The organism is Petropleomorpha daqingensis, from assembly GCF_013408985.1.
GTDB lineage: Bacteria > Actinomycetota > Actinomycetes > Mycobacteriales > Geodermatophilaceae > Petropleomorpha > Petropleomorpha daqingensis.
This window is the reverse complement of sequence record NZ_JACBZT010000001.1, coordinates 151,421-177,416: the sequence shown is the minus strand read 5'-3', so window position 1 is coordinate 177,416 and position 25,996 is coordinate 151,421. Positions and strand designations below refer to the sequence as shown.

The 25,996-nt window shown below is 72.2% G+C and carries 25 protein-coding genes; 12 read left to right on the top strand and 13 right to left on the bottom strand.

Translation table 11 applies throughout. The features are described 5' to 3' along the window. The first annotated feature begins 14 nt into the window (after positions 1-14). From GGQ55_RS00880 to GGQ55_RS00860, 5 genes are read left to right on the top strand one after another with little or no spacing between them, the layout of a single operon-like run. Positions 15-1,526: a class I adenylate-forming enzyme family protein gene (locus tag GGQ55_RS00880; RefSeq protein WP_179714684.1), complete on the top strand. Its 1,512-nt coding sequence runs from the start codon at positions 15-17 to the stop codon at positions 1,524-1,526. Continuing rightward, positions 1,523-2,674 carry an acyl-CoA dehydrogenase family protein gene (locus GGQ55_RS00875; protein ID WP_179714683.1) on the top strand — a complete coding sequence of 384 codons (1,152 nt, stop codon included), beginning with the start codon at positions 1,523-1,525 and terminating at the stop codon, positions 2,672-2,674. Before GGQ55_RS00880 ends, GGQ55_RS00875 begins: the two co-directional genes overlap by 4 nt. Beyond that, positions 2,671-3,675, top strand: coding sequence for an acyl-CoA dehydrogenase family protein (locus tag GGQ55_RS00870; protein WP_179714682.1), 1,005 nt, complete (start codon positions 2,671-2,673; stop codon positions 3,673-3,675). The genes GGQ55_RS00875 and GGQ55_RS00870 overlap by 4 nt, the downstream gene beginning before the upstream one ends. 25 nt (positions 3,676-3,700) lie before the next feature. Then, on the top strand, positions 3,701-4,117 hold the full coding sequence (locus tag GGQ55_RS00865; RefSeq protein ID WP_179714681.1) for an FAS1-like dehydratase domain-containing protein: 417 nt from the start codon (positions 3,701-3,703) through the stop codon (positions 4,115-4,117). Beyond that, a complete protein-coding gene (locus GGQ55_RS00860) occupies positions 4,114-4,521 on the top strand; it encodes a MaoC family dehydratase (protein ID WP_179714680.1) in 408 nt (135 codons plus the stop codon). Before GGQ55_RS00865 ends, GGQ55_RS00860 begins: the two co-directional genes overlap by 4 nt. Before the next feature lie 63 nt (positions 4,522-4,584). Here the strand turns inward: GGQ55_RS00860 and GGQ55_RS00855 are convergent, their stop codons facing one another. The 8 genes from GGQ55_RS00855 to GGQ55_RS00820 form a co-directional block, all read right to left on the bottom strand. After that, on the bottom strand, positions 4,585-6,198 hold the full coding sequence (locus GGQ55_RS00855; RefSeq protein ID WP_179714679.1) for a thiamine pyrophosphate-binding protein: 1,614 nt from the start codon (positions 6,196-6,198) through the stop codon (positions 4,585-4,587). A 44-nt stretch (positions 6,199-6,242) separates the two neighbouring features. Beyond that, positions 6,243-7,058, bottom strand: coding sequence for an ABC transporter ATP-binding protein (locus GGQ55_RS00850; protein ID WP_218859109.1), 816 nt, complete (start codon positions 7,056-7,058; stop codon positions 6,243-6,245). A gap of 4 nt (positions 7,059-7,062) precedes the next feature. After that, positions 7,063-7,998: an ABC transporter permease gene (locus GGQ55_RS00845; RefSeq protein WP_179714678.1), complete on the bottom strand. Its 936-nt coding sequence runs from the start codon at positions 7,996-7,998 to the stop codon at positions 7,063-7,065. Next, positions 7,995-8,795: an ABC transporter permease gene (locus tag GGQ55_RS00840; RefSeq protein ID WP_179714677.1), complete on the bottom strand. Its 801-nt coding sequence runs from the start codon at positions 8,793-8,795 to the stop codon at positions 7,995-7,997. Before GGQ55_RS00840 ends, GGQ55_RS00845 begins: the two co-directional genes overlap by 4 nt. A 163-nt stretch (positions 8,796-8,958) precedes the next feature. Beyond that, positions 8,959-9,906: an ABC transporter substrate-binding protein gene (locus GGQ55_RS00835; RefSeq protein ID WP_179714676.1), complete on the bottom strand. Its 948-nt coding sequence runs from the start codon at positions 9,904-9,906 to the stop codon at positions 8,959-8,961. Between the two features lie 235 nt (positions 9,907-10,141). Further along, the gene (locus tag GGQ55_RS00830; RefSeq protein ID WP_179714675.1) at positions 10,142-10,954 is read right to left on the bottom strand and encodes an IclR family transcriptional regulator; all 813 of its coding nucleotides are present in this window, start codon (positions 10,952-10,954) and stop codon (positions 10,142-10,144) included. 67 nt (positions 10,955-11,021) lie between these two features. Continuing rightward, positions 11,022-11,882, bottom strand: coding sequence for a hypothetical protein (locus GGQ55_RS00825; protein ID WP_179714674.1), 861 nt, complete (start codon positions 11,880-11,882; stop codon positions 11,022-11,024). 49 nt (positions 11,883-11,931) lie between these two features. Continuing rightward, a complete protein-coding gene (locus tag GGQ55_RS00820; protein ID WP_179714673.1) occupies positions 11,932-12,795 on the bottom strand; it encodes a carbohydrate kinase family protein in 864 nt (287 codons plus the stop codon). A 158-nt stretch (positions 12,796-12,953) separates the two neighbouring features. On the opposite strand from GGQ55_RS00820, the gene GGQ55_RS28135 reads away from it, so the two are divergent. Beyond that, positions 12,954-14,255 carry an exonuclease domain-containing protein gene (locus GGQ55_RS28135; protein ID WP_179714672.1) on the top strand — a complete coding sequence of 434 codons (1,302 nt, stop codon included), beginning with the start codon at positions 12,954-12,956 and terminating at the stop codon, positions 14,253-14,255. Positions 14,256-14,447: 192 nt separating this feature from the next. Here GGQ55_RS28135 and GGQ55_RS00810 read toward each other — a convergent pair whose 3' ends face one another. Beyond that, positions 14,448-14,873: a FliH/SctL family protein gene (locus GGQ55_RS00810; protein ID WP_179714671.1), complete on the bottom strand. Its 426-nt coding sequence runs from the start codon at positions 14,871-14,873 to the stop codon at positions 14,448-14,450. A 427-nt stretch (positions 14,874-15,300) separates the two neighbouring features. On the opposite strand from GGQ55_RS00810, the gene GGQ55_RS28130 reads away from it, so the two are divergent. The 4 genes from GGQ55_RS28130 to GGQ55_RS00790 all read left to right on the top strand — a co-directional run bounded on the left by GGQ55_RS28130 (position 15,301) and on the right by GGQ55_RS00790 (position 19,998). Further along, the gene (locus GGQ55_RS28130; protein ID WP_179714670.1) at positions 15,301-15,720 is read left to right on the top strand and encodes a DUF2510 domain-containing protein; all 420 of its coding nucleotides are present in this window, start codon (positions 15,301-15,303) and stop codon (positions 15,718-15,720) included. A gap of 261 nt (positions 15,721-15,981) precedes the next feature. Next, the gene (locus GGQ55_RS00800) at positions 15,982-16,377 is read left to right on the top strand and encodes a RusA family crossover junction endodeoxyribonuclease (RefSeq protein ID WP_179714669.1); all 396 of its coding nucleotides are present in this window, start codon (positions 15,982-15,984) and stop codon (positions 16,375-16,377) included. A 766-nt stretch (positions 16,378-17,143) separates the two neighbouring features. Next, positions 17,144-17,656: a hypothetical protein gene (locus tag GGQ55_RS00795; RefSeq protein ID WP_179714668.1), complete on the top strand. Its 513-nt coding sequence runs from the start codon at positions 17,144-17,146 to the stop codon at positions 17,654-17,656. 98 nt (positions 17,657-17,754) lie between these two features. Beyond that, the gene (locus tag GGQ55_RS00790) at positions 17,755-19,998 is read left to right on the top strand and encodes a putative bifunctional diguanylate cyclase/phosphodiesterase (RefSeq protein ID WP_179714667.1); all 2,244 of its coding nucleotides are present in this window, start codon (positions 17,755-17,757) and stop codon (positions 19,996-19,998) included. On the opposite strand, the gene GGQ55_RS00785 is transcribed toward GGQ55_RS00790, so the two are convergent. Beyond that, positions 19,995-20,573, bottom strand: coding sequence for a tetratricopeptide repeat protein (locus GGQ55_RS00785; RefSeq protein ID WP_366488497.1), 579 nt, complete (start codon positions 20,571-20,573; stop codon positions 19,995-19,997). The two genes, GGQ55_RS00790 and GGQ55_RS00785, sit on opposite strands and share 4 nt — an antisense overlap. Before the next feature lie 54 nt (positions 20,574-20,627). On the opposite strand from GGQ55_RS00785, the gene GGQ55_RS00780 reads away from it, so the two are divergent. Further along, positions 20,628-21,581, top strand: a complete 954-nt coding sequence (locus GGQ55_RS00780; protein WP_179714665.1) for a D-2-hydroxyacid dehydrogenase family protein — start codon at positions 20,628-20,630, stop codon at positions 21,579-21,581. 197 nt (positions 21,582-21,778) lie between these two features. Next, complete coding sequence (locus tag GGQ55_RS00775) at positions 21,779-22,411, top strand: DUF4352 domain-containing protein (RefSeq protein WP_179714664.1); 633 nt, start codon at positions 21,779-21,781, stop codon at positions 22,409-22,411. Positions 22,412-22,500: 89 nt separating this feature from the next. On the opposite strand, the gene GGQ55_RS27485 is transcribed toward GGQ55_RS00775, so the two are convergent. From GGQ55_RS27485 to GGQ55_RS00760, 3 genes are all read right to left on the bottom strand, one after another. Continuing rightward, positions 22,501-24,033 (bottom strand): lytic murein transglycosylase, encoded by a 1,533-nt coding sequence (locus GGQ55_RS27485; protein ID WP_179714663.1) that lies wholly within the window; start codon positions 24,031-24,033, stop codon positions 22,501-22,503. 176 nt (positions 24,034-24,209) lie between these two features. Next, entirely contained in the window at positions 24,210-25,130 is a 921-nt protein-coding gene (locus GGQ55_RS00765) for an alpha/beta-hydrolase family protein (protein ID WP_179714662.1), read from the bottom strand. Further along, positions 25,127-25,972, bottom strand: coding sequence for an alpha/beta hydrolase (locus GGQ55_RS00760; protein WP_179714661.1), 846 nt, complete (start codon positions 25,970-25,972; stop codon positions 25,127-25,129). Before GGQ55_RS00760 ends, GGQ55_RS00765 begins: the two co-directional genes overlap by 4 nt. Positions 25,973-25,996: the final 24 nt, after the last annotated feature.

Genomic DNA, 25,996 nt, shown 5'->3' with positions numbered 1-25,996 from the left:
CGGGAGCCGGCGCGATGACACATTCCTGGACGGTCGCCGAGCAGCTGCGCTGGGTCGCCGCGCGGCGGCCCGGTGCGACCGCGATCGTCGACGCCGACGGCGAGCTGACCTTCGCGCAGTTCGCCCAGCGGGTGCAGGCCCTGGCCGGGTTCCTCGCGCCCCACGCCGGCAGCCGGGTCGGCCTGTACCTGGCCAACCGGCGCGAGTGGGCCGAGGCCTTCTTCGCCTGCCAGCTCGCCGGGATCGGCGTGGTGCCGGTCAACGACCGCTACCAGGACCGGGAGGTCCGGCACCTGGTCGAGGACGCCGGGATCACGCTGCTGGTCTCCGACGCGGCCGGGCACCGCGGGGACGTGCTGGCCGGCCTCGGCGGGGACGTCGACGTCCTGCTGGTCGGCGACCGGTACGAGGCGGCGCTGGCCGACGCCGGCCCGGTCCGCCCGTACCGCAACGAGGAGTCCGCCGTCCTCTACACCTCCGGCACGACGGCCCTGCCCAAGGGCGTGCGGCTGACCCAGGCCAACCAGGCGCTGGGTACCTTCCTCGGTCCCGCTGTGCTGCTCGGCCTGACGCCGGCCGACACGGTGCTGATCTCCACACCGCTGGGACACCGGGTGGGCCAGGTGCGGTTGCTGGGCGGGCTGCTCACCGGTGGCCGCACGGTGCTGTCCGCCGACGCCCGCCCGGCCACCCTGGTCGAGGCGGTCGAGCGCCACGCGGTGACCGTCACCGGGATGGTGCCCACCATCGCCAGGGACCTGGCGTTCTCCGGCATGCCGGTGGGCGAGCGGTTGGCCAGCCTGCGGGTGCTCAGCGTCACGGGGGAGCCGATGACGGGGGAGCTGCGGGAGACCGTGGCCCGCATGCTGCCGGGCACGGAGCTGTGGACGTTCTTCGCCTCCACCGAGACCGGCATGGCCACCGCGCTGCCGCCGGAGGAGTTCACCTCCCGGCCGGGGTCCTCGGGCCGTGCGCTCCCCGGCGTCGAGCTGGCGGTGGCCGACCTGGAGACCGGCGCCCGCTCGTCCACCGGCTCCGGCGAGGTGCTGGTGCGGTCGGGTCCGCCCGGGTCGTACGCGGTGGGGGCCGGGTACGTCGGCGCCGCCGCGGCGTCCCCGTTCACCGACGCCGACGGCTGGTTCGCCACCGGCGACATCGGCACCCTCGACGAGGACGGCTGGCTGGCGATCACCGGCCGCAGCAAGGACATGATCCTGTCCGGCGGGTTCAACATCGCCGCCCAGGAGGTCGAGGAGGTCCTCCGCCAGCACCCGGGCGTCCGCGACGTCGCGGTCACCGGGGAACCCGACGAGCGCTTCGGCGAGCGGGTGGTCGCCTGGGTGGTCCGGACGCCGGGGGACGGCGACCGGCTCGAGGGCGAGGAGCTGCGGACGTTCACCGGGACGCAGATGGCCGCGTTCAAGCGCCCGCGCGTGGTGCGGTTCGTCGACGAGCTGCCCCGCACGGCGACGGGCAAGATCGCCAAGTGGCGGCTCAGCGCGGCCGAACCCGGCAGCGGCCGATGACCGCAGCGGGCATGGCGGTGCCGATCCCGCCCGCCCACGAGGCCTTCCGCGCCCAGGTGCGGGAGTGGCTGGCCGCGCACCTGCCCCCCGGCGGCCTGCCGGACCCCGACACCGAGGAGGGCTTCCGGGCGCACCAGGCCTGGGAGCGCACCCTGCACGACGCGGGCTACGCCGGCATCTCCTGGCCCCGCGAGCACGGCGGTGCCGGCGGCGACCTGCTGCACGAGGCGATCTTCACCGAGGAGTACGAACGGGCCCGCGGACCGGTGCGGATCACCCGGCCGTCGCTGCGGTTCCTCGGCCCCACCCTCATGCGGTTCGGCACGCCCGATCAGCAGCGGCGCTGGCTGCCGCGGATGCTGCGGGCCGAGGACGTGTGGTCGCAGGGCTTCTCCGAGCCCGAGGCCGGCAGCGACCTGGCCGGTGTGCGCACCCGCGCGACGCGGTCGGGCGACGAGTACGTGGTCGAGGGGCAGAAGACCTGGACGACGTACGGCCGGTTCGCCGACTGGATCTTCGGGCTGGTGCGCACCGGGTCGGCCGGCGACCGGCACCGAGGACTGACCTGCCTGGCGATCGACCTGCGCAGCCCCGGCGTCGAGGTGCGCCCGGTGCGCCAGGTGCACGGGCGGACCGGGTTCGCGGAGGTGTTCTTCTCCGGGGTCCGGGTGCCCGCCGACCAGCGCATCGGGGGAGAGGGCGAGGGCTGGACGGTCGCCATGACCCTGCTCTCGTTCGAGCGCGGCCCGGACACCGGCGGCCCGGTCCGCAGCGAGCAGCGGCTGGCCGCGCTCGCCTCGGACGTGCTCGCGGATCTACCGCCGGACGCCGTCCCCGGTGTGCGGCGCGAGCTGGGTGAGGCGGCGGCCCGGCTGTACGCCTACCGGGCGCACACCTACCGCCGGCTGACCGCCCAGTGGGGCGGGGAGCCGGCCGGGGCGGACTCGAGCCTGGTCAAGCTCTTCTCCAGCCAGCTCGACGTCGACCTGGTCACCCTCGGCGCCGACCTGTTCGGCGACGCGCGCCTGGGCGGCGGCACCCCCGAGCACCTGGACTACTGGCACAGCCGCGCCGGCCGCATCTACGGCGGCACGGCCGAGGTGCAGCACAACGTGGTGGCCGACCGCATCCTCGGGCTGCCGCGGTGACACCGACGATGCGGCTGTTCCGCCCGACCGCGGCGCAGCGCGAGCTGGTCGCCGGCGCGCAGGCGGTCTTCGCGGCCGCAGGGTCCCGCTGGCAGGCGATCGCCGAATCCGGCCTGCTCGGCGCGCTCCTGCCCGAGGACGACGGCGGGCTCGGCCTGCTGCCCTCCGACCTGGCCCTGCTGACCGAGGAGGCCGGCTACCTGCTGGTGCGCGGCCCCCTGGTCGAGACGGCGTGGATGGCGGTCCCCGCGCTGGCCGCGGCCGGCGCCCCCTCGACCGGCACGCTGGCAAAGGTGCTCGCGGGCGAGGGGCTGGCCTCGGCGGTGGACGACACCCTGCGCGGGCCGGACCTGGACTCAGCGGCCGTGGTCGTCGTGGCGGGGGAGACCGGCGACCGGCTGGTGGACGCCGCGGCGCTGGGGCCGCTGGAACCGGCCGCCACGGCCGACCCGGACGAGCGCTACTGGCGGGCGCCGCAGCTCGACCGGGGCGCCGGCATCCCGGTGCCGCCGCACGGCGTCGGCGCGCTCGCGCTCGGCCGGCTCGGCGGCGCCGCCTACCTGCTGGGCGTGACCCGGTGGCTGCTCGGGACGAGCGTCGCCCACGCGAGCGCGCGCCGGCAGTTCGGCGTGCCGATCGGCAGCTTCCAGGCGGTGCGGCACGCGCTGGTCGACGTCCACGTCGAGCTCGAGTTCGCGCGCAGCGCGGTCTGGGCAGCCGCCGGCGAGGTCGAGGCGCAGGCCGCCTCGGCGCGCGCGGCGGTGCTGGCGGCCGCCGTCCAGAGCCGGCGCGCGTTCGCGCTGGCCGACCGGCAGTGCCTGCAGGTGCACGGCGGCCTCGGGTTCACCTGGGAGCACCCGCTGCACCTGCACCTCAAGCGCGGCCAGACCGTCGCGGCCCGGTTCGGCCGCACCCGCGACCTGGCGGCCGCACTGGGCGACCAGGTGCTGGCCGCTGCCCGCTCGGCGGGGCCGTCCGTGCCGCCCCGTCCGTCCATCTGACAACCGACCCCCGAGGAGGAACCGCGTGGTCGACAAGACCAGAACCGGTCACCGCTATCCCAGCTACCGCTACGAGGTCAGCCGGGCCAAGATCGAGGAGTACGCCGCCGCGACCGGCTTTCCCCTGCCCGAGCCCGGCGCAACCCCGGCGGTCGCCCCGCACATCTTCGCCGCCTGCTTCACCGTGATGCGCGGCGCCGCCCTGCTGCGCGAGGACGACCAGCTCGGTGGCTCCGGCCCGATCGTGCACGCCGGCCAGGAGTACGACTTCCACCGCCGGGTGGCCAGCGGCGACGTCCTGACCTGCACGCCGCAGATCACCGACATCACCGACCGGGGGGCGCACACCTACCTCACCCTGCAGATCAGCTGCGTCGACGAGCAGGACGAGCCGGTCGTCACCAGCCGGCAGACCATCGCCTACCTGGGGGCTGCGGCGTGACCGCGCTGACGGTGGGGGACACCATGCCGCCGCGGGAGCACACCGTCGGGCAGCTCGACCTGATCCGCTACGCGGGCGCGTCGGGTGACTTCAACCGGCTGCACTGGGACGCCGAGTACGCCGCGACCGCCAGCCCGACGCACGGGGTGATCGTGCACGGCATGCTGAACCTGGCGCTGCTGCTCCAGGCGGTGGGTGACTGGGTCGGCGGCGACGACCGGCTCGTGTCGACCGCGGTGAGCCTGCGGGCCCCCTGCCCGGTCGGCTCGACCGTCACGCTCACCGCGGAGGTCACCGCCGTCGACGAGCAGGCCGGCACCGCCGAGCTGGCGGTCGGGGTGGCGCTCCCCGACGGTGCCCCGGTGCTGGACCCCAAGCGGTCCCGGGTCACCGTCCGGCGCTGACCAGGAACCGCTGAACGGCCGAGGTCCTCACCGGACCTCGGCCGTTCGTGCGCCTGGGCCGCCTCAGGGGCCGAAGTGCGTCGGGTCGGTCATCACCTCGATGAGCGTCGGGTGGTCGACCGTGCGGGCGGCCTCGAGGCTCTCGCGGAGGTCGGCGAGGGTGTCCACGCGCTGGCCGGGCACCCCGAAGCCGGTGCTGATGTCGGCGATGTTGGGTCCGGCGATGTCGATCCCCGGGAAGTCGCCGCGCTCCACGGCCTGCCCGTCGAACCGGCGCAGCGCCGCACCCACGGCCGCGTAGCGCTCGTTGTTGATCACCACGTAGGTGACCGGCAGGCCGCTGCGCGCCGCGGACCACAGCGCCGGGGCGCCGAACTGGAACACCCCGTCGCCGAGCACGGCCGCGACCCGGCGGTCGGGCATGCCCATCTGGATGCCGAGCGCGGCGCCCATGCCCCAGCCCAGCGAGCCCGAGGTGGAGACGAAGTAGTCGTCCCCGCCGTGCTGGTGGGCGCGCTGCTGCAGGATGCCGCCGGCGGTGGTGGCGTCACCGACCAGCGCGACCCCGCGCAGCGACTCGGTGATCACGTCGACGACGTCCGAGGCGGTCAGCGCGCCACCCGTCGAGGGCGTGCGGTGCGGCCGCGGCAGGGCCGCCGGCACCACGCGGTCGGCGGCCGCCGGGAGCGCGGCCGAGAGGGCCTGGAGCACCAGCTGCTGGTCGCCGACGAGGCCGACGTCGACCCCGTAGATCATCGCCACGTGCCGGGGGTCGGTGTGGCTGTGCACGATCGGCACGCCGGCCGGCAGCGGCGCGACCTTGGCCGGCTCGAACTCGTTGAACACCCGGGCGCCGAGGAAGACCAGCAGGTCCGCCTCCTGCACCAGCGGGTGGCCGATCTCGTACTGCCCGCGGAAGTTCGGGTGGTCGGTGGGGAAGCCGGGACGCTCGAACCCGCGCCGGTCCTCGTGCACGACCGGGGCGGCCAGCTGCTCGCTGAGGGCGACGAGGTCGGCCACCGCACCGACCCGGGCGAGCTCGCTCCCGGCGACCAGCAACGGCCGCTCGGCGGAGCGCAGCAGGTCGGCGGCCGCACGCACGGCGCCCGGCGAGGGCGCGGTGCGGGAGTCGAAGGAGAACCCGTGCACCTCCGGCACGGGAACCGGGGCGGGGCTCTCCAGCAGGTCCTGGCTCAGTGCCACCCACACCGGTCCGGCCGGCTCGGTCACCGCCGTCCGGAAGGCCCGGTTGACGTCCTCGGGGATCGCCTCGGTGGTGAGCGACTGCCAGTCCGACTTCACGTACTGGTGCACCAGGTCGCGCATCCGCCGGCCGGTGGTGAAGCCCTCGCGGGCCTGGATCGAGGAGGCCTTGATGCCGTTGAGCACCACCACGGGGGAGTAGGCCAGCTGCGCGGCGTAGAGGTGGCTCAGCCCGTTGGTCAGCCCCACGTTGGCGTGCAGGTAGGCCACGGTGGGCTTGCGGGTGACCCGGGCCAGCCCGTCGGCCATCGACACGGCGACGGCCTCGTGCGTGGTCAGCACGAGTTCGACGTCCTTGCGCGTGACGAGCGCGTCCAGGACGGCGGCCTCGGTGCTGCCGGGGCAGGTGAACAGCCGGTCGGCGCCCCAGTCCCGGATGACATCGAGGAGGGCTTCGGCTGCGGGTGTGGACATGAAGGAGTGCTCCTCGGCGCAGGGGTGGGGGTGAGCCGGAGGGCTCAGTGCGAGGTGACCAGCCGCATCAGGTGGCTGCGCAGCTGGCCGAAGGTCTGGCTGGACCGGGTGCTCAGCTGGTTGCGCGGACGGCCGAGGGGGATGTCGACGATCTCGGCCACGGTGCTCGGTGCCCCGCTGAGCACCACGACGCGGTCGGCCAGGTACACGGCCTCGTCGATGTCGTGGGTGACCAGCACCACGGTGATGTCCAGCTCCCGGCGCACCCGGAGGATGAGGTCCTCAAGGTCGAAGCGGGTCTGCGCGTCCACCGAGGCGAACGGCTCGTCCATCAGCAGCATGTCCGGCTGGTGGGCCAGTGCCCGGGCGATGGCCACCCGCTGCTGCATGCCGCCCGACAGCTGCCACGGGTAGCTCTTGCCGACGTCGCCGAGGCCGACGGCGTGCAGCACCTCCTGGATGCGGGCCTCGCGCTCCTTCTTCGGCACGCCGGCGACCTTCAGCGGGACGGCGACGTTGCGGTTGACGGTCAGCCACGGGAACAGCGAGCGGCTGTAGTCCTGGAAGACGACGCTGAGCCGGTCCGGCACCGCCTGCAGCTTCTTGCCCTCGAACCGGACCTCACCGGTGGTGGGGGACAGCAGGCCGCTCAGGCAGCGGAGCATCGTCGTCTTCCCGGCGCCGCTGGGGCCGACGACGCAGACGAACTCACCCTTCGCCACGTCGAAGGAGACGTCGGCGATCGCCAGCTTCTCGTTCGGTCGCCCGACGTTGTAGGCCTTGCGCAGCGACCGGACCGAGAGCACCGGCTCGATGCCGCCCTCCGTCGTCTCGCCGGTGGCCACCTGGGAGCGGGTCACGGGATCAGCCCTTCTGTTCGACGGCGCGGGCGCCGAGGTACCACGCCAGGACGACGCGCTCGACGAGGATGAAGAGGAAGGTCAGCACGCTGCCGATGAGGGCCAGGACGATGATCCCGGTCCACATGTCGGTGATCGCGAAGCGCTGCTGGGCCTCGAGGATGAAGAAGCCGATCCCCGAGTTCGAGGCGACCAGTTCGCTGACCACCATCATGATCACGGCGATCTGGAGGCTGTGGCGCAGCCCCGCCATGATCTGCGGCATCGCACCGGGCAGGACCACGGTCCACACCGTGCGGGTCGCCGAGAGGTGCATCGCCCGGGCGGTGTCGATCTTGACCGGGTCGGTGCCGCGCATCCCGTCCAGCGTGTTGAGCAGGGTCGGCCAGATCGCGGCGAGCACGATGATGGTGATCTGCATCGACGCGCCGATGCCCATGATCGCCATGATCGCGGGGAGCAGGGCGGCGGTCGGGATGACGTAGACGAAGTAGAGGACCGGGGAGACGGCCTCGCCCACCCGGTGGAACTTCCACAGCAGCGCGCCGATCAGCACTCCGGCGATGCCGGCGATGGCGTAACCCACGGCGAAGTGCTCGAGGCTGGACCACAGCTCGGAGCGGGCGTCGCCGATCACCCACAGGTCCCACAGCTGGGTCAGGATGTTCTTCAGCGGCGGGAAGAACGTGTTCGTGCTGTCGGCCGACAGGAACCACCAGAGGACGAGGACGACGGCGAAGAACCAGAGCCGCCAGATGCTGAGCACGGTCTTGCGCAGCGAGGTCAGGCCCCGCCTGCGCGACCGGGCGGAGAACTGCTGGGACGGCGTGGTCGCCGCGGCCACCAGCGGGTCGGCGACCGACGGGACGTCCGGGGACGCCGTCCGGCTGTCGACGGCGGGCTCGGTGGTGGTGCCGCTGGGGGTCTCGGCCATGGTCATGCTGCCCTCGATGCGTTGTTGCGCTGGGTCTCGTGCCAGTGCAGGAGGCGTCGTTCGGCGTAGGCGAACAGGCTGGTGACGACGACCCCGGCGATCCCGGTGACGAGGATGAAGGCGTAGGTCGCCGGGAGGCGGCTCGGGCCGGCGTTGACCGAGGTCAGGATGCTGAGCCCGAGTCCCGGTGCGCCGCCGATGAGCTCGGCGATCACCGCGAGGATCAGACCGACGGCCGCCGCGATCCGCAGGCCGGTCGCGATGAACGGGGCTGCGCTGGGAAGGGTCACGCCGGCGAACTTGCGCAGACCGCGCAGCCGCAGGGTGATCGCCGTGTCCCGCACCACCGGGTCCACGGCGCGAACGCCGTAGATCACCTGGATGGTCAGCGGCCAGAAGACGCCGAAGGCGACGATGAACACCTTCATCTCCAGGCTCGCGCCCCACACGACGATGGCCAGCGGGAGGATCGCGATCACCGGGACGGTCTTGAGGAACTCGATCACCGGGATGACGCTGAGGTAGGCGAAGCGGTTCAACCCCAGGAGGGTGCCGACGACGATCGCGAGCGAGCCGCCGATCAGCAGCCCCAGGCCCCAGCCGCGGACGGTGTCCCACACCGCCTGCCAGAGATCGCTCGTCTGCAGTTCGCGGCCGAGTTCGGCCATGGTGCCGGTCATGGTCGGGAAGGCGTCCCTGCCCAGCACCCCGCTGACCGCGACGTACTGCCACAGGCCCAGGACGGCGGCGACGACCAGCACGCGCGTGGTCAGCTTGAACCAGCGACTGTCGAGGATCCTCACCGCCGGCCACCCCCTCGGCCGCTGCGCCGACCGGTCTGCTCGTGCATGACGGATCCGTCCTTTCTGCGGGTCACAGCGCCGAGCCGGCGCCGCAGACGGAAGGCAGGACGGTCCGGGCGGGCGGGGCCGGAGCCGGCCCGCCCGGACCGTTCGTGCGCAGGGGTCAGCCCTGCGGGTTCCACACCAGGTCGGCGGGGTCGACTTCCTTCTTGATCGCGCCCTGCTCGACCATCACCTTCTCGATGCTGGCGATGGAGTCGGTGTTGATCTCGGGCACGAAGTTGCTGGGGATGACCTGCGCCTGGGCCTGCTCGGCCGACAGACCCAGGCCGTCGACCAGGGTGGCCTTCGCCTCGTCCTCGTGGTCCTTCGTGTACGTGATCGCCTCGACCATGGCGTCGTGGAACTCCTGCGCCACCTTCGGGTTCTCCTTCAGGTAGTTCGCGGTGGCGGCGTAGCAGTAGATGGTGCCGTTCGGCCACAGGTCCGAGCTCGGGTGCGCCAGCGGGACGGCGCCGGCCTCGAGGGCGGACTCCACGTACGGCGAGGTGATCACCGCGGCGTCCACGCGGCCGTCGGCGAGCGCCTGGGGCATCTGCGGGAACGGCATGGCGACGTACTCGGTGCCCTTCGCGCCGGCGTCGGTGATCAGCTTCTGCGCGCCGATGAGGTTGATGCTGGAGAGCTGGACGACGGCGACCTTCTTGCCACCCAGGTCCTTCAGGTCGGTGATCCCGCTGTCCTTCGAGGCCACCAGCGCGCTGGCATCGCGGTCGGGGGAGATCTGGCCGTCGATGGGGGAGACGCACTTGACGTCGGTGCCCTGGGAGCTCGCGTTCACCAGCACCGGCGTGGTCAGGAAGCCGAACTGCTGCTTGCCCGCGACCATCGAGGCGACGATCGGCGTCGGCGCCGCAGCCTTCTCGGTCGTCACGTTCAGGCCGTGCTTCTTGAAGATGCCGTTCTTCTGCGCCAGGAAGAGCACAGCGTTCGGCGTGAACGGGACGATCCCGACGGTGACGTCGGTCAGGCCCCCGCTACCGCTCGACCCCCCGGCGTCGTTGCTGCTGCCACTGCCGCAGGCGGCCGTGATGCTCAGCAAGGCGGCCATCGCCATGACCTTGACACCTCTACGCACGTGCGCCTCCAGAACTTCGTTGTCATCGGGCTGGGTCTTCGGGTGTCGCGCGCCTTCTCGAAGCCGGCTCGGGCTCGGCCGTGTCGCGACGCCGGGGCGAGACGCAGCCCACATTAGGGAGCTGGATCACAAGGTGTCCACGCCTGCGGAAGAAAGTCGGCACGAGTTCCGCAGGGCCGAATGCTGAGTCGATCGGGCCGGGTCGACCTCAGTCCCGTGACGGGGTGCGGAGGCGCACCAGCACGGCCTCGGCCCCCTCCTGCAGCGCCGGCACGAAGGCGCGCAGCGCATCCGGGCTGCCGATCCGGCTGCTCGGGGCGGCGATGCCGAGCCCGGCCAACGGCTGGCCCACGGTGTCGCGCAGCGCCACCGAGACGGCGCACACCCCGTCGGCGCTCTCTTCCCAGTTGAAGGCGTAGCCCTGCGCGCGGATCGTCTCCAGCTCGGCACGCAGCTCGCTGGTCAGGGTCAACGCTGCCGAGGTGGTCGCCGGTGGCAGCAACTCCTCCGGGTAGCGGCGGTCGAGCTCGGCGTCGGAGAGGCTGGCGAGGATGGCCTTCCCCACGGCCGATGCGTGGGCCGGGCGGACGATGCCGGTCCGGTTGCCCACCCGGACCGACCGGAGACTCTCCGCGCAGTCGACGAACCGCACGGTCGTGCCCTCGAGCACCGCCAGGCTGGCCGTTTCCTCGGTGATCTCGCGGAGCCGGTCCAGCACGGGGCGGGCCACGCGGCGGATGTCGATCCGGCTGACGGCGGCCAGTCCGATCTCGTACAGCGCCGGGCCGGGACGGTAGGCGCCGTTGGGCCGGTCCTGGGCGACGAACCCGCGGCGTCGCAGCGCGGCGAGCAGCCGATGAGCGGTGGATCGGGCCACTCCGAGCAGGTCTGCCGCCTCCGCCACGCGCAGGGCCTGGCGCTCGCCGACCAGCTGCAGGAGCTGCAGTGCGTTGTCCACGGACGTGGTCACCGGGGCGTCGGGAACGGGCGACGGGTCACTCGGGGCGGCGGTGTTCGACATACCGGAACGTTAGGACACCCGTCTGCCGAAATACAGAATCAGTCTTCGTCGGGCGGGGCGCAGGCGGTCACTTCCAGTCCGAGGGCAGCGCCTCCCAGGCGATCGCCGCCTCCTTGGCCAGCCCGCTCGCCGCGAGGTGGTCGAAGTCCGGCGCGAGATCGGCCGCCTCGAGGGGCATCCCCTGCATCGCCTTCTGGTCGGTGGCGCAGTCGTCGTGCCGGCCGCAGACGGCGATGATCCGGTCCATGTAGGCGTCCACCTGCTGCTGCAGGTAGGTCTCGCCCTCGAGGTCGCGCGAGCCATCGGCGTTGAACACGCCGCACGGCCCGCTGTCGGTGCCGTGCGCGAGACCACCGGGCAGGGGCGCGACGACATCGTCGTACTTCGCGACCGTCGTCCACTGGTCGACGAAGAAGACCCGGATGCCGGGCGCGTTCTTCTCCAGGTGGGTGAGGACGTCGTCGATCTGGGTCTCGAAGCCGTCGTAGTTGGCCTCGTCGGAGCCGTCGCACCGGATGTCGTTGTCGATGCTGTTGACCAGGACCAGGTCGGGCACTGGATCCATCGCCAGCAGCGCCTCGGCCTGGCCCATCAGCGCTGAGGCGTCGCTGCCGTCCTTGGCGGTGTTGTAGTTGTGGCCCTTCAGTGCCGGGTGATCGGCCAGGAGGCGCAGGTAGACGCTGTTGACGACCGGGTTGTCCCCGGTGGCCCAGCTGTTCCCTGGAACGTCCGGGCCCTCGCCCGTGGAGTTGGCGCCGGTCGCGCCCGAGTGGCCGATCACGCCGATCGCGTCGAACTCGGCCGTGCGGTGGATGGCAGGTCCGGACGACGTCGTGCCGCTCGACGCGGCCGTCTCGGTGCCGGAGCCGCAGCCCGCCACCGCCAGGCACAGCGCGAGTGCGATCGTGGAGCCGCGGAACAGGTGCATGGCTTGCACCCCTTCGATCGGGCTGTCCCCCAGGAGGCTGGCGCGCACCCTACGGCGGCTGGGGGCCGACCACACCGGCCACGACCGCGGCCGCGGCATGTCCCTCACGGACGGCGTCGAGCACTGACGAGCCCGCGCGCCAGCCGGCCAGCACGCCGGCGGCGAAGGCGTCGCCGCAGCCGGTGGTGTCCCGCGGCCGGATCGGCTCGACCGGCACCTCCCAGGTCCCCTCGCGCATCCGGACCCGGGTCGGTCGCGGGCCGTCGTGCACCAGGACCAACTCCGGCGCCCAGTCGGGCAGTTCGGCCGCCATCCCCAACACGTCGGCCTCGGCCGCGTTGCAGAACAGGACGTCAGCCTGCAGCGAGGCCAGCAGCCCGGCGTAGTCACCCCGGATCCGGGTCGCCGCGGCCACGTCCGCGCTGACCGGCACCCCGGCCGCCCGCGCCAGCTCGGCCGCCGCCTGCAGCGCCGAGGGGTAGCGCAGCAGGTCGTAGCCGTCGAGGTGGAGGACGGCGGCATCGGCCACCCACTCCGAGCGGACGTCGGCGACCTCGAGCCCACCCGAACCGCCGTCGCTGAGCAGCGTCCGCTCGCCGTCCGGATGCACCAGCACCGTCGACACCGGCGTCCGCCCGCGCCGCACCACCGCGATCTCGATGCCGCGGGCACTCAGGTCGTCGAGCACACCGTCGACGCCGGCCCAGCCCACGAACCGCGTCGGCACGCCCAGCCGCGCCAGGTTCGCCGTCACGTTGGCCGGCGCACCACCGGCGGTCGTCGTCCGCACCACCCGCTGCTGACCGCCCACGACCAACGGCTCGGACAACGAGAGCACCTGATCGGCCACCAGCTTGCCCAGCGCCACCACCGGTCCTGGCCCGGCGGCGCGGGGCCACGCGGGACCGGTCACGCGCTCACCGTAGGGGCCGCTGAGAACGGTGGGACGGGTGCGCCCAAGATCAACGCGAAAAGCAAGGTTGAGGGTGTCAAGCGTGCGATGGTCCGCCGCGACGTCGCGCGGCGCTCGAACAAAGGGTGGCTGCGCACTGCACGCGCAGAGGAGCGGTCGTGACCGTTGCCGTCATCGACGTGGAGACCACCGGGCTGTCGCCGACGACGGACCGCATCGTGGAGCTGGGCGTCGTCCTGCTCGACGACCGCGGTGAGGTCGAGGACGAGTTCGAGACGCTGCTCAACCCGGGCCGGGACGTCGGACCGACTCACCTGCACGGCATCAGTGCCGCCGACGTCGTCGAGGCGCCGACGTTCGCCGACGTCGCGCCGTACCTGGCGTCTCTGCTCGCCGGTCGCGTCGTCGTCTCTCACAACGCGCTGTTCGACCTGCGCTTCCTCGCCCGCGAGTTCTCCCGCGCCGGCGTGCCGGTCGACCTCTCGCCGACGCTGTGCACCATGCGGCTGGCGCCGCTGTTCTTCGGCCCGGGCACGCGCTCGCTGCAGGCGCTCTGTGGCTTTGTCGACATCCCGCTCGACCACGGGCACGCGGCGCTGCACGACGCCCGCGCCACGGCCGAGCTGATGCTGCACATGCTGTCCTCGCCGCTCGGCGACGGTTCGCTGGCCGGCGCCGGCGTGCACGTGCAGTTCGCGGACGACGGCAGCTACCAGGGCTTCGAGGCGCTCGAGGACTCCTGGGACGAGCTGGTCGACACCGCTCTCGACGCCCCCGTCGTCGACTGCGAGCCGTGCCGCACGCTGCCGCGCGACGCCGCCACCGCGGTCGTCCGCGAGCGGGACGGCTACCTCGGCGGCCTGGTCGCCGCCCTGCCGTCGCTGGACGACGCGCCGCCCAGCATGGCCCCGTACCTGACCGTGCTCGACCAGGTGCTCGAGGACCGGCTGGTCAGCGTCCCCGAGGCCGAGCAGCTGATGGCGCTCGCAGCCGAGCTCGGCTGCGGCCGCGACCACGTGCTCACCGCGCACCGGCTCTACCTCGAGGCGCTGGCCACCGCCGCCTACGCCGACGGCGTGGTCACCGACGACGAGCGCGCCGACCTCGACAAGGTCGCCGTCCTGCTCGGCATGACCGCGAAGGACGTCGACCTGGCGCTCACCGCCGTCCGCAGCGGGGCTCAGGTCTCGGTGCCGCGGAAGCCGGACACCTTCCTCCCGCCCGGCACGAAGATCGTGTTCACCGGAGCGATGCGCCGACCGCGGGCGGTGCTGGAGCAGGCGGCGCGAGACGCCGGCCTGGAGCCGATGTCGTCGGTGTCGAAGCAGACCGGCGCCCTCATCTGCGCGGATCCGCACTCGCAGTCGGGCAAGGCGACCAAGGCCCGCGCGCTCGGCGTCCGGGTGATCAGCGAGGCGGTGTTCTGGGAGTCGCTCTCGAGCGCAAGCATCGATGCATGACTGTGCGCTGAGTCTTGAACCCGCCCATGTGCTGACGACGCCGACCCGCACGCTGCTGCGCATTCAGGCCGCGCCTCTGTCGGAACTCATCAGCCGAGGCCGTCCTACAGACTCGTATCACACCTGCTGGCGACCTGGTCGATTCCCTCGTCGGGGGGGCTTGCGAGGAGAAGGCGGCTCCCCCCTCAGAAATCAGCAGCACACCGCGGTAGTGCCATGAGCCAGCTGGCACAGGAACTGCTGCTGACTGAGTTGATTCGCCGCCGACATCGCGCCCTGTCGCATCGCTTCTGCATAGCCGGCGGAGTAACCCGACGACTGCCCGGCCGAGTAACCGGACGACTGGCCGGCTGAGAATCCAGTCTGGTAGCCCTGGCTCTGGCCGGCCGTGACACCATCGCTGTAAGCGCTGGCGGTGGCGCTGGACAATGTTTCCTGGAATCGAATTTGCATCGTTGCCTGAGCGGCGCTCGCCGAAGCGCTCGCTGCCCGCTGTGCCTCCCGCATCAAAGCTGCCGCCGAATTGCTCGCCGCCTGACGAGCTGCAGAAATATCGGCCTTGGTTTCGCCCCGGGTGAGTAGGACGAAGCCGGCCAGTGCAAGGGCCAACAGCGCCACAAGGGACGGGATGACAACCAGTGGTCGGAGTCCTCTGGTCGGCGTCGGCCGCCTTACCTCGACGGGGTGCTCGTAAGGGCTGGGGGCCTCTGCGATCCGGTCGACTGCATCTTCGGATGCGCTCACGAGGGGGCACTTTCTCACCGAACTGCGCCTCGCACTGTCGACGCGCCGCGACGCCACCCACATGGGATGAGGTGTCGGTGAGGGGTAGGCGACGACCAGGTCCGCAGGTGGAGCGGGTGGTACCTCTGTGTCTTCCCTTGGCACCGCGCACCGCAATAGATCCTGAGGCGCTCGCCTGGCGCCGCCGCTGGCGCCCATAGCGCGAGCCTCTGCAGGGAGTCTTGCTCTGGCCGCACGGGCGATTCATCGGTTACGGTCTGCGGTCAGCTCCTCTGTTCAGTGCGTGGGGGTGGTCAGAGATATGGGCAAGCAGAGGGTCGTGTCGGCCTGCAGGGACTGCCGAAAGTGCACCAACTCGGGAATCGCCAACCTCGGCCGCAACTCAGGCCGGGCCGGCGCCTTTCTCGCGACCGCTGGCTTCTCCGAGCTAGGCATGATGACCACCAAGAAGTGTCGCGTGTGCGATCATCAACTCAGCCTTCACCAGGGCGAGAATGTGACCCCACGCGTGTCATTCACTGAACGACTGGCCCAGGCGGCCGCTGCGGAACAGTCGCAGTCATCTTTCCCGGTATACCCTGCCGCTCCACGACCCGTATACGTGCCGCCGCCGGTTCCCCAGCCAAGCGGGCCACCCCCGGGTTGGTACGTCGACCCTCAAGGCGTAGCGCCATTGCGCTGGTGGGATGGCTTCACGTGGACCCAGTACACCTCTGCATAGGACCACTCTCCGGTGCCCGCGGACGCATGCCCTTTCGGCAGTCATGCTGTCTATCACGCGGGTTGGCAATTGCTTCGTCGCTCGGGTCCCGGCAGATACGAGCTGCAGGACCCGTCATGATGACTTCCCCAGGGAAGCACCTGGCGACATCTGTTGGTCGAGACGACGGGCAGAGGTATGCGGAAGCGAGGAGTTCCTCCTGACCGCCGCGCGACGCGCAGTGCTTGGACCGCACGTAGCTCCGGTTGAAGCCGACCGCACGTGACGGGGCATGATCTGCCTGGCCGGCATCTCGTCACCCTGGAGGTCCAGGGCCGCCCGGCGTCCTACTCGTCGGCGGCCGAGACGCCATGGAAAGAGGCAGTTCGGTTCGCGGTCGCGGCCAGCGGTGTACTGGTGGTCCCAAGATCGCCGCGCTTCGCGGTGGGCATCGATTTCCGCACACCTGCTGCGCGGAACGCCAACGAGATCTGGGACCTAGACAACCTGGTCAAGCCCACGCTCGATGCGCTCGAGGGTGTTTTCGGGTTTCGACAGTGGAAGGGGTCGGCTCAGGCGGCTGACGACCGCGTGGACCACTTGAGTGCGAGTAAACGCACGGTCGCGGATGGTGAACCGCCCGGTGCAATCATCACGATCCACGTACTAGGGGTCTGAGTCACTGGCATTGGTGATAGTCGTGGTGGTCTGCTGCCTGCTGTTAGCGCGACGGGGGAAGACGGACTTCCCCGGCGAGCCAGCGGACAAAGCGGTCGGCGTGCTGCAGGTAGGTCGATTTCGTGCTCGGTCGCAGATCGGCCGCGTTGACCTCTCGCGCGTACCGTTCGTACTCAGCGCGTAACTCGGCGAGAGTCCAGGAAGTCGCCACCTCGTGACCGTCCCACAGTCTTCCGCCGTCCGCTCCAAGGCTGCTCGTCTTCCCGTGATCTCGACGGTTCAGTCTTCGCAGCGCGTCGTTGGTTCTGTGCGCGCCGCGGACACTTGATGTTCCCCATGCCATGTCGTTAGCACATGGATCGCCTTCGGCGGCACTAGGTTCCGGCCTCCGGTTCAATCGCACTGCGTGTGTTGCCACTCAGTCAGCCCAGCCGCCCCGAGCACGCGCGAGTGGGGCTTCGCGGGCCGTTGTCCGGCAAAGGACTTCGGTATGACGGGCACGGCCTGAGCCGCCGTTCGTGGGCCGGTGACTCGCTGATGAGGACGGCAAAACTGCAGCGCCACCATGGTCAGCCGGTGCCACGTCGTCACTATGCGGTGACCCCCTGATCGCGACAGGGAGCGACTCGACCGACGAGCCGATCGGGCTCGCTCATGCGGGGGACCTCGACTCCCGAACCGTCACCACGTCGCCCGTGGAAGAGGACGATCGGTTCCGGAAGGGACTCGAACGATGCGGCGCACCCTCGGCCTACTCGCAGCCTGCGTGCTGCTTGCCGGCTGCGCCGACAAGACCGTGCCGACCGACCACGACTGGCCCGAGGCCACCTACATCGTGACCTGCGACGGCGTCGTCCCCACCGGCTTCCAGGTGAGCCTGCACAAGGGCGCCGGCACCGAGAAGAGCAAGACGCCCGACTACGCCTCCTTCGACGTGAAGCTCGAGGCGACCGCCACCGGTGACCTGGACGGCGACGGGAAGCCGGACACCGTCGTCCTGCTGCAGTGCCACCCGCAGCCCTCCAACGGGCTGGTCGAGGAGGTCCAGGTCTTCAACGCCCACGACCAGCTGATCGCCGGGCTGCCCAGCCCGCGCACGCTGCGCGAGCAGACGATCCTGCCGCCGGTCTACGACCCGGCCGGGCTGCGCGTGGAGAACGGCGACATCGTGGCCGGGATGAAGGCGTACGGGCCGGACGACTCGCACGCCAGCGGGCCCTCGATACCCATTACCGTGCGCTGGCACTGGAACGGCCATAGCTTCGTCCGCGTCGATTGAAACCAGGCCCCACCCCTCGGGGTGAGACGGTCTGCACGGCTTCAGAAGCGGGGTCGGCACGTCGATCACTGCGGAGATTGCCCGACCCGAGGAGCCCGATGAGCAGCACCGCCGCACGTGTGCGACGGCGCCTGGCGCGACCCACCCAGCCGGTGGAGCGCACCCGGTGGCTGTTCTTCGTCATCGCGCTCGTCTCGCTGCTGCTCACCGTCCCCGCGGCACTGGTCGGTGCGCATCACGTCCAGCCGGTCCTGCTCGCCTTCTCGAGCCTGGCCCTGGCCGTCTCCTGGACCTACCGCTACCTGACCCGCAGGGTGGTCGTCGGCTTCGATCTCCTGGACATCGTGGCGGTGACCGCGTTCGCGCTGGGCTGCGCCATGCCGGCGGTCGCCTTCGGGATCGTCTTCCCCGCCATGTGGTTCCGCGTCATGTACGGCCGCACCTGGCGGGTCGGCCTCTACGCCGTCGCGCTCGGCGCGGCGCTGGTCGGAGCGACGCTGGGCTGGCCGCTCGTCCCCGGCAACGGCGGGGGCACCGACCTCAGTCCCGTGCTGAGCTCGATCCCGGTGCTCGGCCTGACCTTCATCGGCGCGCGCCACCTCGCCCTGGGCATGCTCCAGCGCGAGCAGACCCGCGGCCGAGACTGGGCGCTGCGCCAGCTCGGCACCAACCTGCTCGGCCTCACCGACCCGCGGGCCATCCGCACCCAGGGCTGGCGCGCGGTCGAGGAGGTCGCCCGCATGACGCCCGACCTGAAGGTGATCGTGGTCGCCGTCGACGAGGAGAACCTCCGCGTCGTCGAGCAGACCGGCGACCTCGGCCTCACCACTCTGCCGCGTGACCTCGTCGCGGGCGCCACCGGCGAGGTCGAGGAGACCCCGAAGCCGTTCGACGGGGGCGACACCTGGTTGCGCATCCCGCTGCCGCGGTTCCCCAACCACACCGGGCTGTTCCCCGGCGCGTTCATGCTGGTCGGCGCCCCGGACGTCGTCCCCACCGAGGCCGTCACCGCGCTGCAGTCGCTGAACAACCAGGTGGCGCTGGCCATGCGCAGCAGCCAGGCGCACCGCGACCTCGCCGAGCAGGCGCTCACCGACACCCTCACCGGGCTGGCCAACCGTGCCGCGTTCACCGCCGCGCTGGACGAGGCCACCGTCGAGGCGGAGGACCGCACCTGGGTGCTCTTCCTCGACCTCGACGACTTCAAGGTCGTCAACGACGACTTCGGGCACGCCGCCGGCGACCAGCTGCTGCGGCACATCGGCGCCCGCATGCTCGGCGCCCTCCGCGACCAGGACCTCTGCGCCCGCCTCGGTGGCGACGAGTTCGGCGTGCTGCTGCGGGAGGCCGAGCCGGACGTCGCCCGGCGGATCAGCCAGCGGCTGGTCGAGCTGCTCTCGGCCCCGGTCACCCTCGAGGGCCGCCGGGTCCAGCTCGGCGCCAGCCTCGGCCTGGCCTGCCTGCAGCCCGGGTCGACCGCCAGCGACGTGGTGCAGCAGGCCGACCTCGCGATGTACGCCGCCAAGGCCGCCGGCAAGAACCGCGTGCAGGTGTTCTCACCCGCGCTGGTCGAGGTCTCCGGCGCCACGCTGCTCGAGGCCGAGCTGCGCGAGGCGGTAGACCGCGGCCAGTTCGTCGTCCACTACCAGCCGATCGTCGACGCCACCGACGGCCGCTGCCTCGCCGTCGAGGCGCTCGTGCGCTGGGCCCACCCGGTGCGCGGGCTGCTCGCGCCGGCGGAGTTCCTCGACGTCGCCGAGCACACCGGCATCGGCAACGCGATCGGCGAGCAGGTGCTCCGCGCCGCGTGCGCCGAGGCGGCCGGCTGGCCGGGCATCGCGCTGCACGTCAACGTCTCGCCGCTGCAGCTCGCGCACCCGCACTTCGTGACGGTGGTCCGCGAGGTGCTCGAGGAGCACCAGCTCGGGCCCAAGCAGCTCATCATCGAGATCACCGAGTCGACCGTGCTCGACGCCCCGGCGGTGCAGGGGACCCTCGACGTCCTGGCCGAGATCGGTGTCGGCATCGCCGTCGACGACTTCGGCACCGGCTACTCCGCGCTCACCACGCTGCGCACGCTGCCGGTCGACGTCGTGAAGATCGACAAGTCGTTCGTCGCCGGCGCGGCCACCGAGGACGCCGACCAGGCGGTCATCGAGGCCATCGCGCAGATGGCCGACCGGCTCGGCCTGCAGACGGTCGCCGAGGGCGTCGAGGACGTCGACCAGCAGGACTTCGTGCGGCGCGCGGGCATCACCGCCGTCCAGGGCCGGCTGCACTTCCCGCCGGTGCCGGCCGACGAGTTCACGGCCTGGCTCACCCGCGAGTCGCTGGTCGCCTAACCCTCGCTCTGGGTCTGCGCGATAGGCGGGACGAGCGCGTCGAGGTCGTCGAACGGGAGACCGAGGCTGTCCCGCACCCGTCGCCGGGCGCGCAGCAGGTGGAAGACGCCGATGCCGTTGATCGGCCGGTCCGTGCGCTCCAGGCGTTCGGCGCCCATCGTCAGCCAGCGGTGCGCCTGCGTCAGATCACCGGCCAGCGCGTAGTTCTCGCCCAGGACCAGGTACACGTCGGTGTCGGCCGGGGCCTCCCGGCGGATCTCGTTCGCCAGCTCCCGGGCCTCGTCGACGCGACCGCTCTCGAGCAGGGCGCCGTGCAGGTAGCAGCGCGCATCGGGGACCACCTCGCCCGGCGCCTCGACCGCCCGGCGGTGCAGGTCCAGCGCGTCTTCGGCATCGCCGGCCGTCTCCAGGTGCCAGGCGGCAGAGCTCAGGAGCCGGGCGGGCGGGACGTCGTCCTCCGGGTGCGGCTCGTCGGCCCACGCGAGGAGCGTGGCGGCGGCGGTGCGGTGGTCCTCCGGCGTCTGCGCGGACGACTCCCACTTCTCGAGGTCGTCGTCGCCGACGGGTCCGCGCACGTCGGCCACCGTAGGGCGTCGACCCCGGTCGGTGTCCAGGTGTAGACCGTCGGCGTGCACCGCATCGCCGTCCTCGACGACTACCAGTACGTGGCCGCGACCTACGCCGACTGGTCGCTGCTGCCCGAGGCGGTCGAGGTGGTGGAGTTCGCCGACCACGTCGACGACCGCGAGACGCTCGTGCGCCGGCTGCAGCCGTTCGACGTCGTCGTCGCCATGCGCGAGCGGACGCCGTTCCCGCGCGGCCTGCTCGAGCGGCTGCCGAACCTGAAGCTGCTGATCACCACCGGCGCCGCCAACAAGTCGATCGACGTCGCCGCGGCGAACGAGCACGGCGTCACGGTGTGCGGCACCGGGGCGCACCCGCCGGGGGCCGCCGAGCTGACCTGGGCGCTGATCCTCGCCGTCGCCCGGCACATCCCGCAGGAGGACGCCTCGGTCCGCGCCGGCGGCTGGCAGCAGACGGTCGGCCTCGACCTCGCCGGATCGACCCTGGGCGTGATCGGGCTGGGCCGACTCGGCTCACGGGTCGCCCGGATCGGGCAGGCGTTCGAGATGGACGTCGTCGCGTGGAGCGAGAACCTCACCGACGAGCGCGCGTCCGAGATCGGCGTCCGGCGGGCGTCGAAGGAGGAGCTGGTGTCGACCTCGGACGTCGTCACCATCCACCTGCAGCTGTCCGACCGGACCACCGGGCTGATCGGCCGCGAGGAGCTGTCGCTGATGAAGCCGACCGCGATCCTGGTCAACACCTCGCGCGGGCCGATCGTCGACGAGCACGCGCTGGTCGAGGCGCTGCGCGGCGGGGCGATCCACGGCGCCGGGCTCGACGTCTTCGACCAGGAGCCGCTGCCCAAGCACCACCCGCTGCGCGAGATGCGCCGCGCCGTCCTCACGCCGCACCTGGGCTACGTCACCGAGAAGACCTACGAGGTCTTCTACCGCGACGCCGTCGACGACGTCGCCGCCTGGCTGGCCGGCGAGCCGATCCGCGTCGTCGCGGGGTAGGAGTCGCGTAGCCGGATCGGCTGTGCGTTGGCTGGGAGGTTGCTGGGACTGCAGGTGCTGATGCGGACGACTTCGTCCGGAAATGGCGAGAAAGCGTCTCGGCGCGTGTGAGGGTGCCCAGGTCTCGCCGGCGACTGGTGAGCCGGCGCACTTCGCGCCTGTCGGGTCGCCGCATCACCACCTGGAACGGAAGAGCAATGACCCAGCTGATCGACGCGCCCCAGCCGCCGGCTCCGACGAAGAAGCCCTTCTTCAAGAAGACGTGGTTCCTCGTGCTCGCGGGCCTCACCGTCATCGCCATCATCGGTAGCGCCATCAGCGGCGGCAAGGGCAGCGGATCGACATCCGGCACCGCTGCCGACGCCGGCGAAGCCACGGCCGATGGTGCCGCCTCGGGTGACACTGCCGCTGCTGCTCCGGACAACAGCGACGCGGACGCCGGCATCGGTCAGCCCGCTGCCGACGGCAAGTTCAGCTTCGTCGTCAACGGCGTCGACTGCAGCCAGACCGAGATCGGCAACCAGTACTTCAACACCACGGCCCAGGGGCAGTTCTGCGTCGTCGACCTGACCGTCTCCAACGTCGGCGACAAGCCCCAGAGCTTCTTCGGGGACAACGCGAGCCTGTTCAACGCTCAGGGGCAGGAGTTCTCGGCCGACAGCGAGGCCGCCGTCTACATGGAGAACGCGGACTCGCTGTACGAGGAGATCAACCCGGGCAACACGCTGAGCAGCAAGGTCGTCTTCGACGTCCCCGCCGGCATGGTCCCGACCTCCATCGAGCTGCACGACTCGATGTTCTCCGGTGGCGTGACCGTCGCCCTCCAGTGACGACGCCGCGGACGGGATGATCTCTTCCCGGCCGCTGACTGCGCAGGTAACGGTGCCCCGGTCGCTCGAGCGACCGGGGCACCGGCGTCTCAGCCGCAGGTCAGGCCGGGGAAGGCGTGCAGTGCGGCCAGCAGGTCGGCGTTGTCCGGGCCGAGGACGACGGTCACGTCCGGCACGTCCGCGGCCACCAGCAGTCCTGGGACGCCGACCGCCTGCGCGAACTGCGTCGCCTGATCCTGCTGCGCGGCCGGGTACTCGATCGCGTTGCTCGCCGCGGCGCTGTTCGTCGTCACCGTGCCGACCACGACGCCCGGCGCCTGCAGGTAGCTGGTCGCCTGGTCGGCCACCGCGGGATCGCCGCTGGTGTTGAGGACGTCGACCGTCAGCGTCGGGCACGACGGGGTCGTCGACGGCGGGGTGGTCGTCGACGGCGGGGTGGTCGTGGGCGGCGGTGTCGTGGTCGTCGGGGGTGTCGTCGTGTCGGACGGCGGCGTGGTGGTCGGGGGAGTCGTCGTCGTTGGCGGTGTCGTGGTCGGCGGTGTCGTGGTCGGGGGAGTCGTCGTGGTCGGCGGCGTGGTCGTGGTGGGCGGCGTCGTCGTCCCGGCCGGTGGGGTCGTGGTCTCCGCCGGTGGTGTGGTGGTCCCGGCAGGCGTCGTGGTCTCCGCCGGCGTCACCGGGGTCTGCGGCGCGGCCAGGACCGGCGGCGGTGAAGTCTCGCTCGGTGTCGCGGCCGGGGCGGCCGGCGCCTCCGTGATGACTGCGGGCGGCGGAGCCGGGTTGACCGGCGGCGTCGGCGCCTGCTCGATGGGCGTCGGCGGGATCACCGGCGGCACGGTGCCGGCGTACGCGGCGGCGAGGTTGAGCACCGTCGCCACGTAGGTGTCGGAATGGTTGTAGGCGAACACCGCCCGGGCCTGGCCGGCCACCGTGGACAGGTCGCCGCCCGCCGTGCACAAGTAGTCCGCGGCCGCCGCGGTCGCGTCGTAGATGTTGAACGGGTCCTTGCGGCCGTCGCCGTTGCCGTCGCGTCCGTACAGCGCCCAGGTCGACGGGATGAACTGCATCGGCCCGACGGCGCGGTCGAGCGTGGCGTCGCCGTCCAGGACGCCGCCGTCGGTATCGGTGATCAGCGCGAACCCGACGCCGTTCAGCGCCGGGCCGAGGATCGGCGGCGCGGACAGGCCGTCGGTGTGCAGCGACGCCCCGCCGAACCGGCCGTGGTTGGACTCCACCCGCCCGATCGCGGCCAGCAGCGACCAGTCGATCGAGCACGGTGCGCCCGCGGCCGCCTGCCGGTACGCGTCGAGGGCGGTCTCCGGGATGCCGCTCGCGGTCAGCGCCGAGACGTCGCCGACGGGCTGCAACGCGGCCGGGGGAACGTCGCCGGGTACCGGTTCGGCCGTCGACGTCGCTGTCGGTGTCGTCGTCGAGGCCGCGGCGGCGGTAGAGGGGACGCCGTGCCTCGTCGGCGCGGCGGCGGTCGGGACCTGCAGGGACGCCTCGCTGGTGACCACCTGAGCCGCCCCGTCGGCCGCACGCCCCGGCATGTCCGGCATCGCGAGCAGCGCGCCCACGGTGAGGCCCGCCGCTACCGCGGCGGTCGTCACATGTCGCAGGGCCATGCTGTCGTCCCCCATGCCGCGCTTCTCGGGCGACCAACGGAACCGCGGAACCTCCGCAGTTCGGAACCGGTCCGCTCCTGAGAACTTTCACAGGTTCCCGCAACGCCGCGCACCCGATGCGGCACGGCCCGCTTCGCTCGCTCTGAGTAATCAGCTTCCAGGTCGTGCTGCCTCGGTCAACGACTCATCGCGCCGATGGATTCGGGCAGCAGTTGGGCCCAGTCGTCAGCGAGGGTCGTGCCGTAGCGGTGGCCGTGGCCGAGGGGCTGGTCGAGCGAGGTGACCATGCCGCCGGTCAGCTGCCAGAACGTCACCCCGGGTAGCCACGGCAGCCCAGCCCGCGGGCTCACCAGCGCGCCGGGCCGCCACCACGGGATCGGGTCGTCGTCGTTGCGGACGTCGGTGCAGCCCGGCACCGGATCGCCCCCCGCCGACCCCGGCCGGCCGACCAGCAGGCACCCGTCGACCCCGCCGACCTCCTGCACCGCCGCAGCCGCCGCCGTCGCGCCCAGGCTCTCCCCGAAGATCAGCACCCGTGGCCGCCGGGCGACGGGCAGCGCGGACACCTCGTCCCGCACCGCCCGCAGCACCGCCGTCGCCGACCGCGTCGCCCGGCCGGTGCCGAGCAGGAACTCGACCCAGCTCGGGTGGTGCGCGTACGGCACCGAGACCACCGCGAGATCGCCACCGGTCAGCCGCGACAGGGACGACACCGCCCCCTCGTCCACCCAGCCCGACCCGGTGGGGATCGCGACCAGGATCGTCGAGCGCGCCAGCCCGTTCGATTCCGCCAACTGCGCCCTTGTGGCTTCCGCCGCGACCTCGTCCGGGGCACGCGACGAGGGCGCCGCGCAGCCGGCCAGCACCAGCGCGGCCGCCAGCCCGACCGCCAGCCGCGGCGAATGCGCCCGCCCGCGCAGCACGTTGCGCACGCCGGCCACCAGCCCGCCGACGGCCCGCGCGGCACCCCAGGCAGTCAGCCCGGCCAGCACGGCGGCCACCAGCCGCACCCACAGCGGCGGCTCCAGCAGCCACGGCGTCGTCGCCGTCGCGATCGTCGTCGTCCACCCGACGACCGCCGCCCACGGGTGCCTCACGACCGGACCCCGCTCGACACCACGGCCGCCATCGCGGCCAGCGACGCCGTCCCGGCCCGGAAGTAGCCGTCGTGCCCGACCACGTCACCGGCCGGCAGCCGCACCGCGCCGAACCACGGATCGACCGGGTCCGCGCCGTGCCCCAGGTCGCCCAGCTCGATGTGCGGCACGAACCTGATCCAGTCGTCCGGCCCGCGGGCCGCGAACACCCGCGCGGTCGTGTGCAAGCCGGCCACGTCGTCCACCCGCGCACCCGGGCTGGCCAGCAGCACCAGGTCGTCGGCCGCGAGCTCGTGCGCGGCCAGGGTGACGACGACGGCGCCGTAGCTGTGCCCGATCACCGTCAGGTGCGGAGGCCCGACCGGCCGGTCGTGCAGCGCGGCAACCTCCTCGGCCAGCGCCGGGACGGCGGCCCGCGCCAGCCGGCCGGTGGCCGCATCGCGCCCGAGCCCCTGCGGCGTCGGGTAGCCGACCCACAGGACGACGGCGGTGTCGGGGGCATCGGAGTAGAGGGACCGCGCCCAGCCGAACGGGCGCTTGTCCGGATGCGCTGGATCGTCGAGCGTGGCCAGGTCGATGTCGGCGCCCGGCACGAGCACCACTACGTTCGGCGCGGTCGCCGGATCGCCGAGCGCGACCACCGCGCGGCCGCGGCCGGCGGGATCACAGCCGAGCACTCGGACGTCGTCACCGTCGGTGAGCCGCGCGGCCAGGGCGGCAGCGCACGGAGCGTCGAGTCCAACCGGCCCGACAGACTGAGCGGCGGCCGGCTGGACGAGCACGGCCAGGGCCTCGACCAGCGAGAACAGGGCGACGAGGGAAGCGATCAGCGGGAAGCGCACGCTGCCCGAAGGTAGGCAGACCGG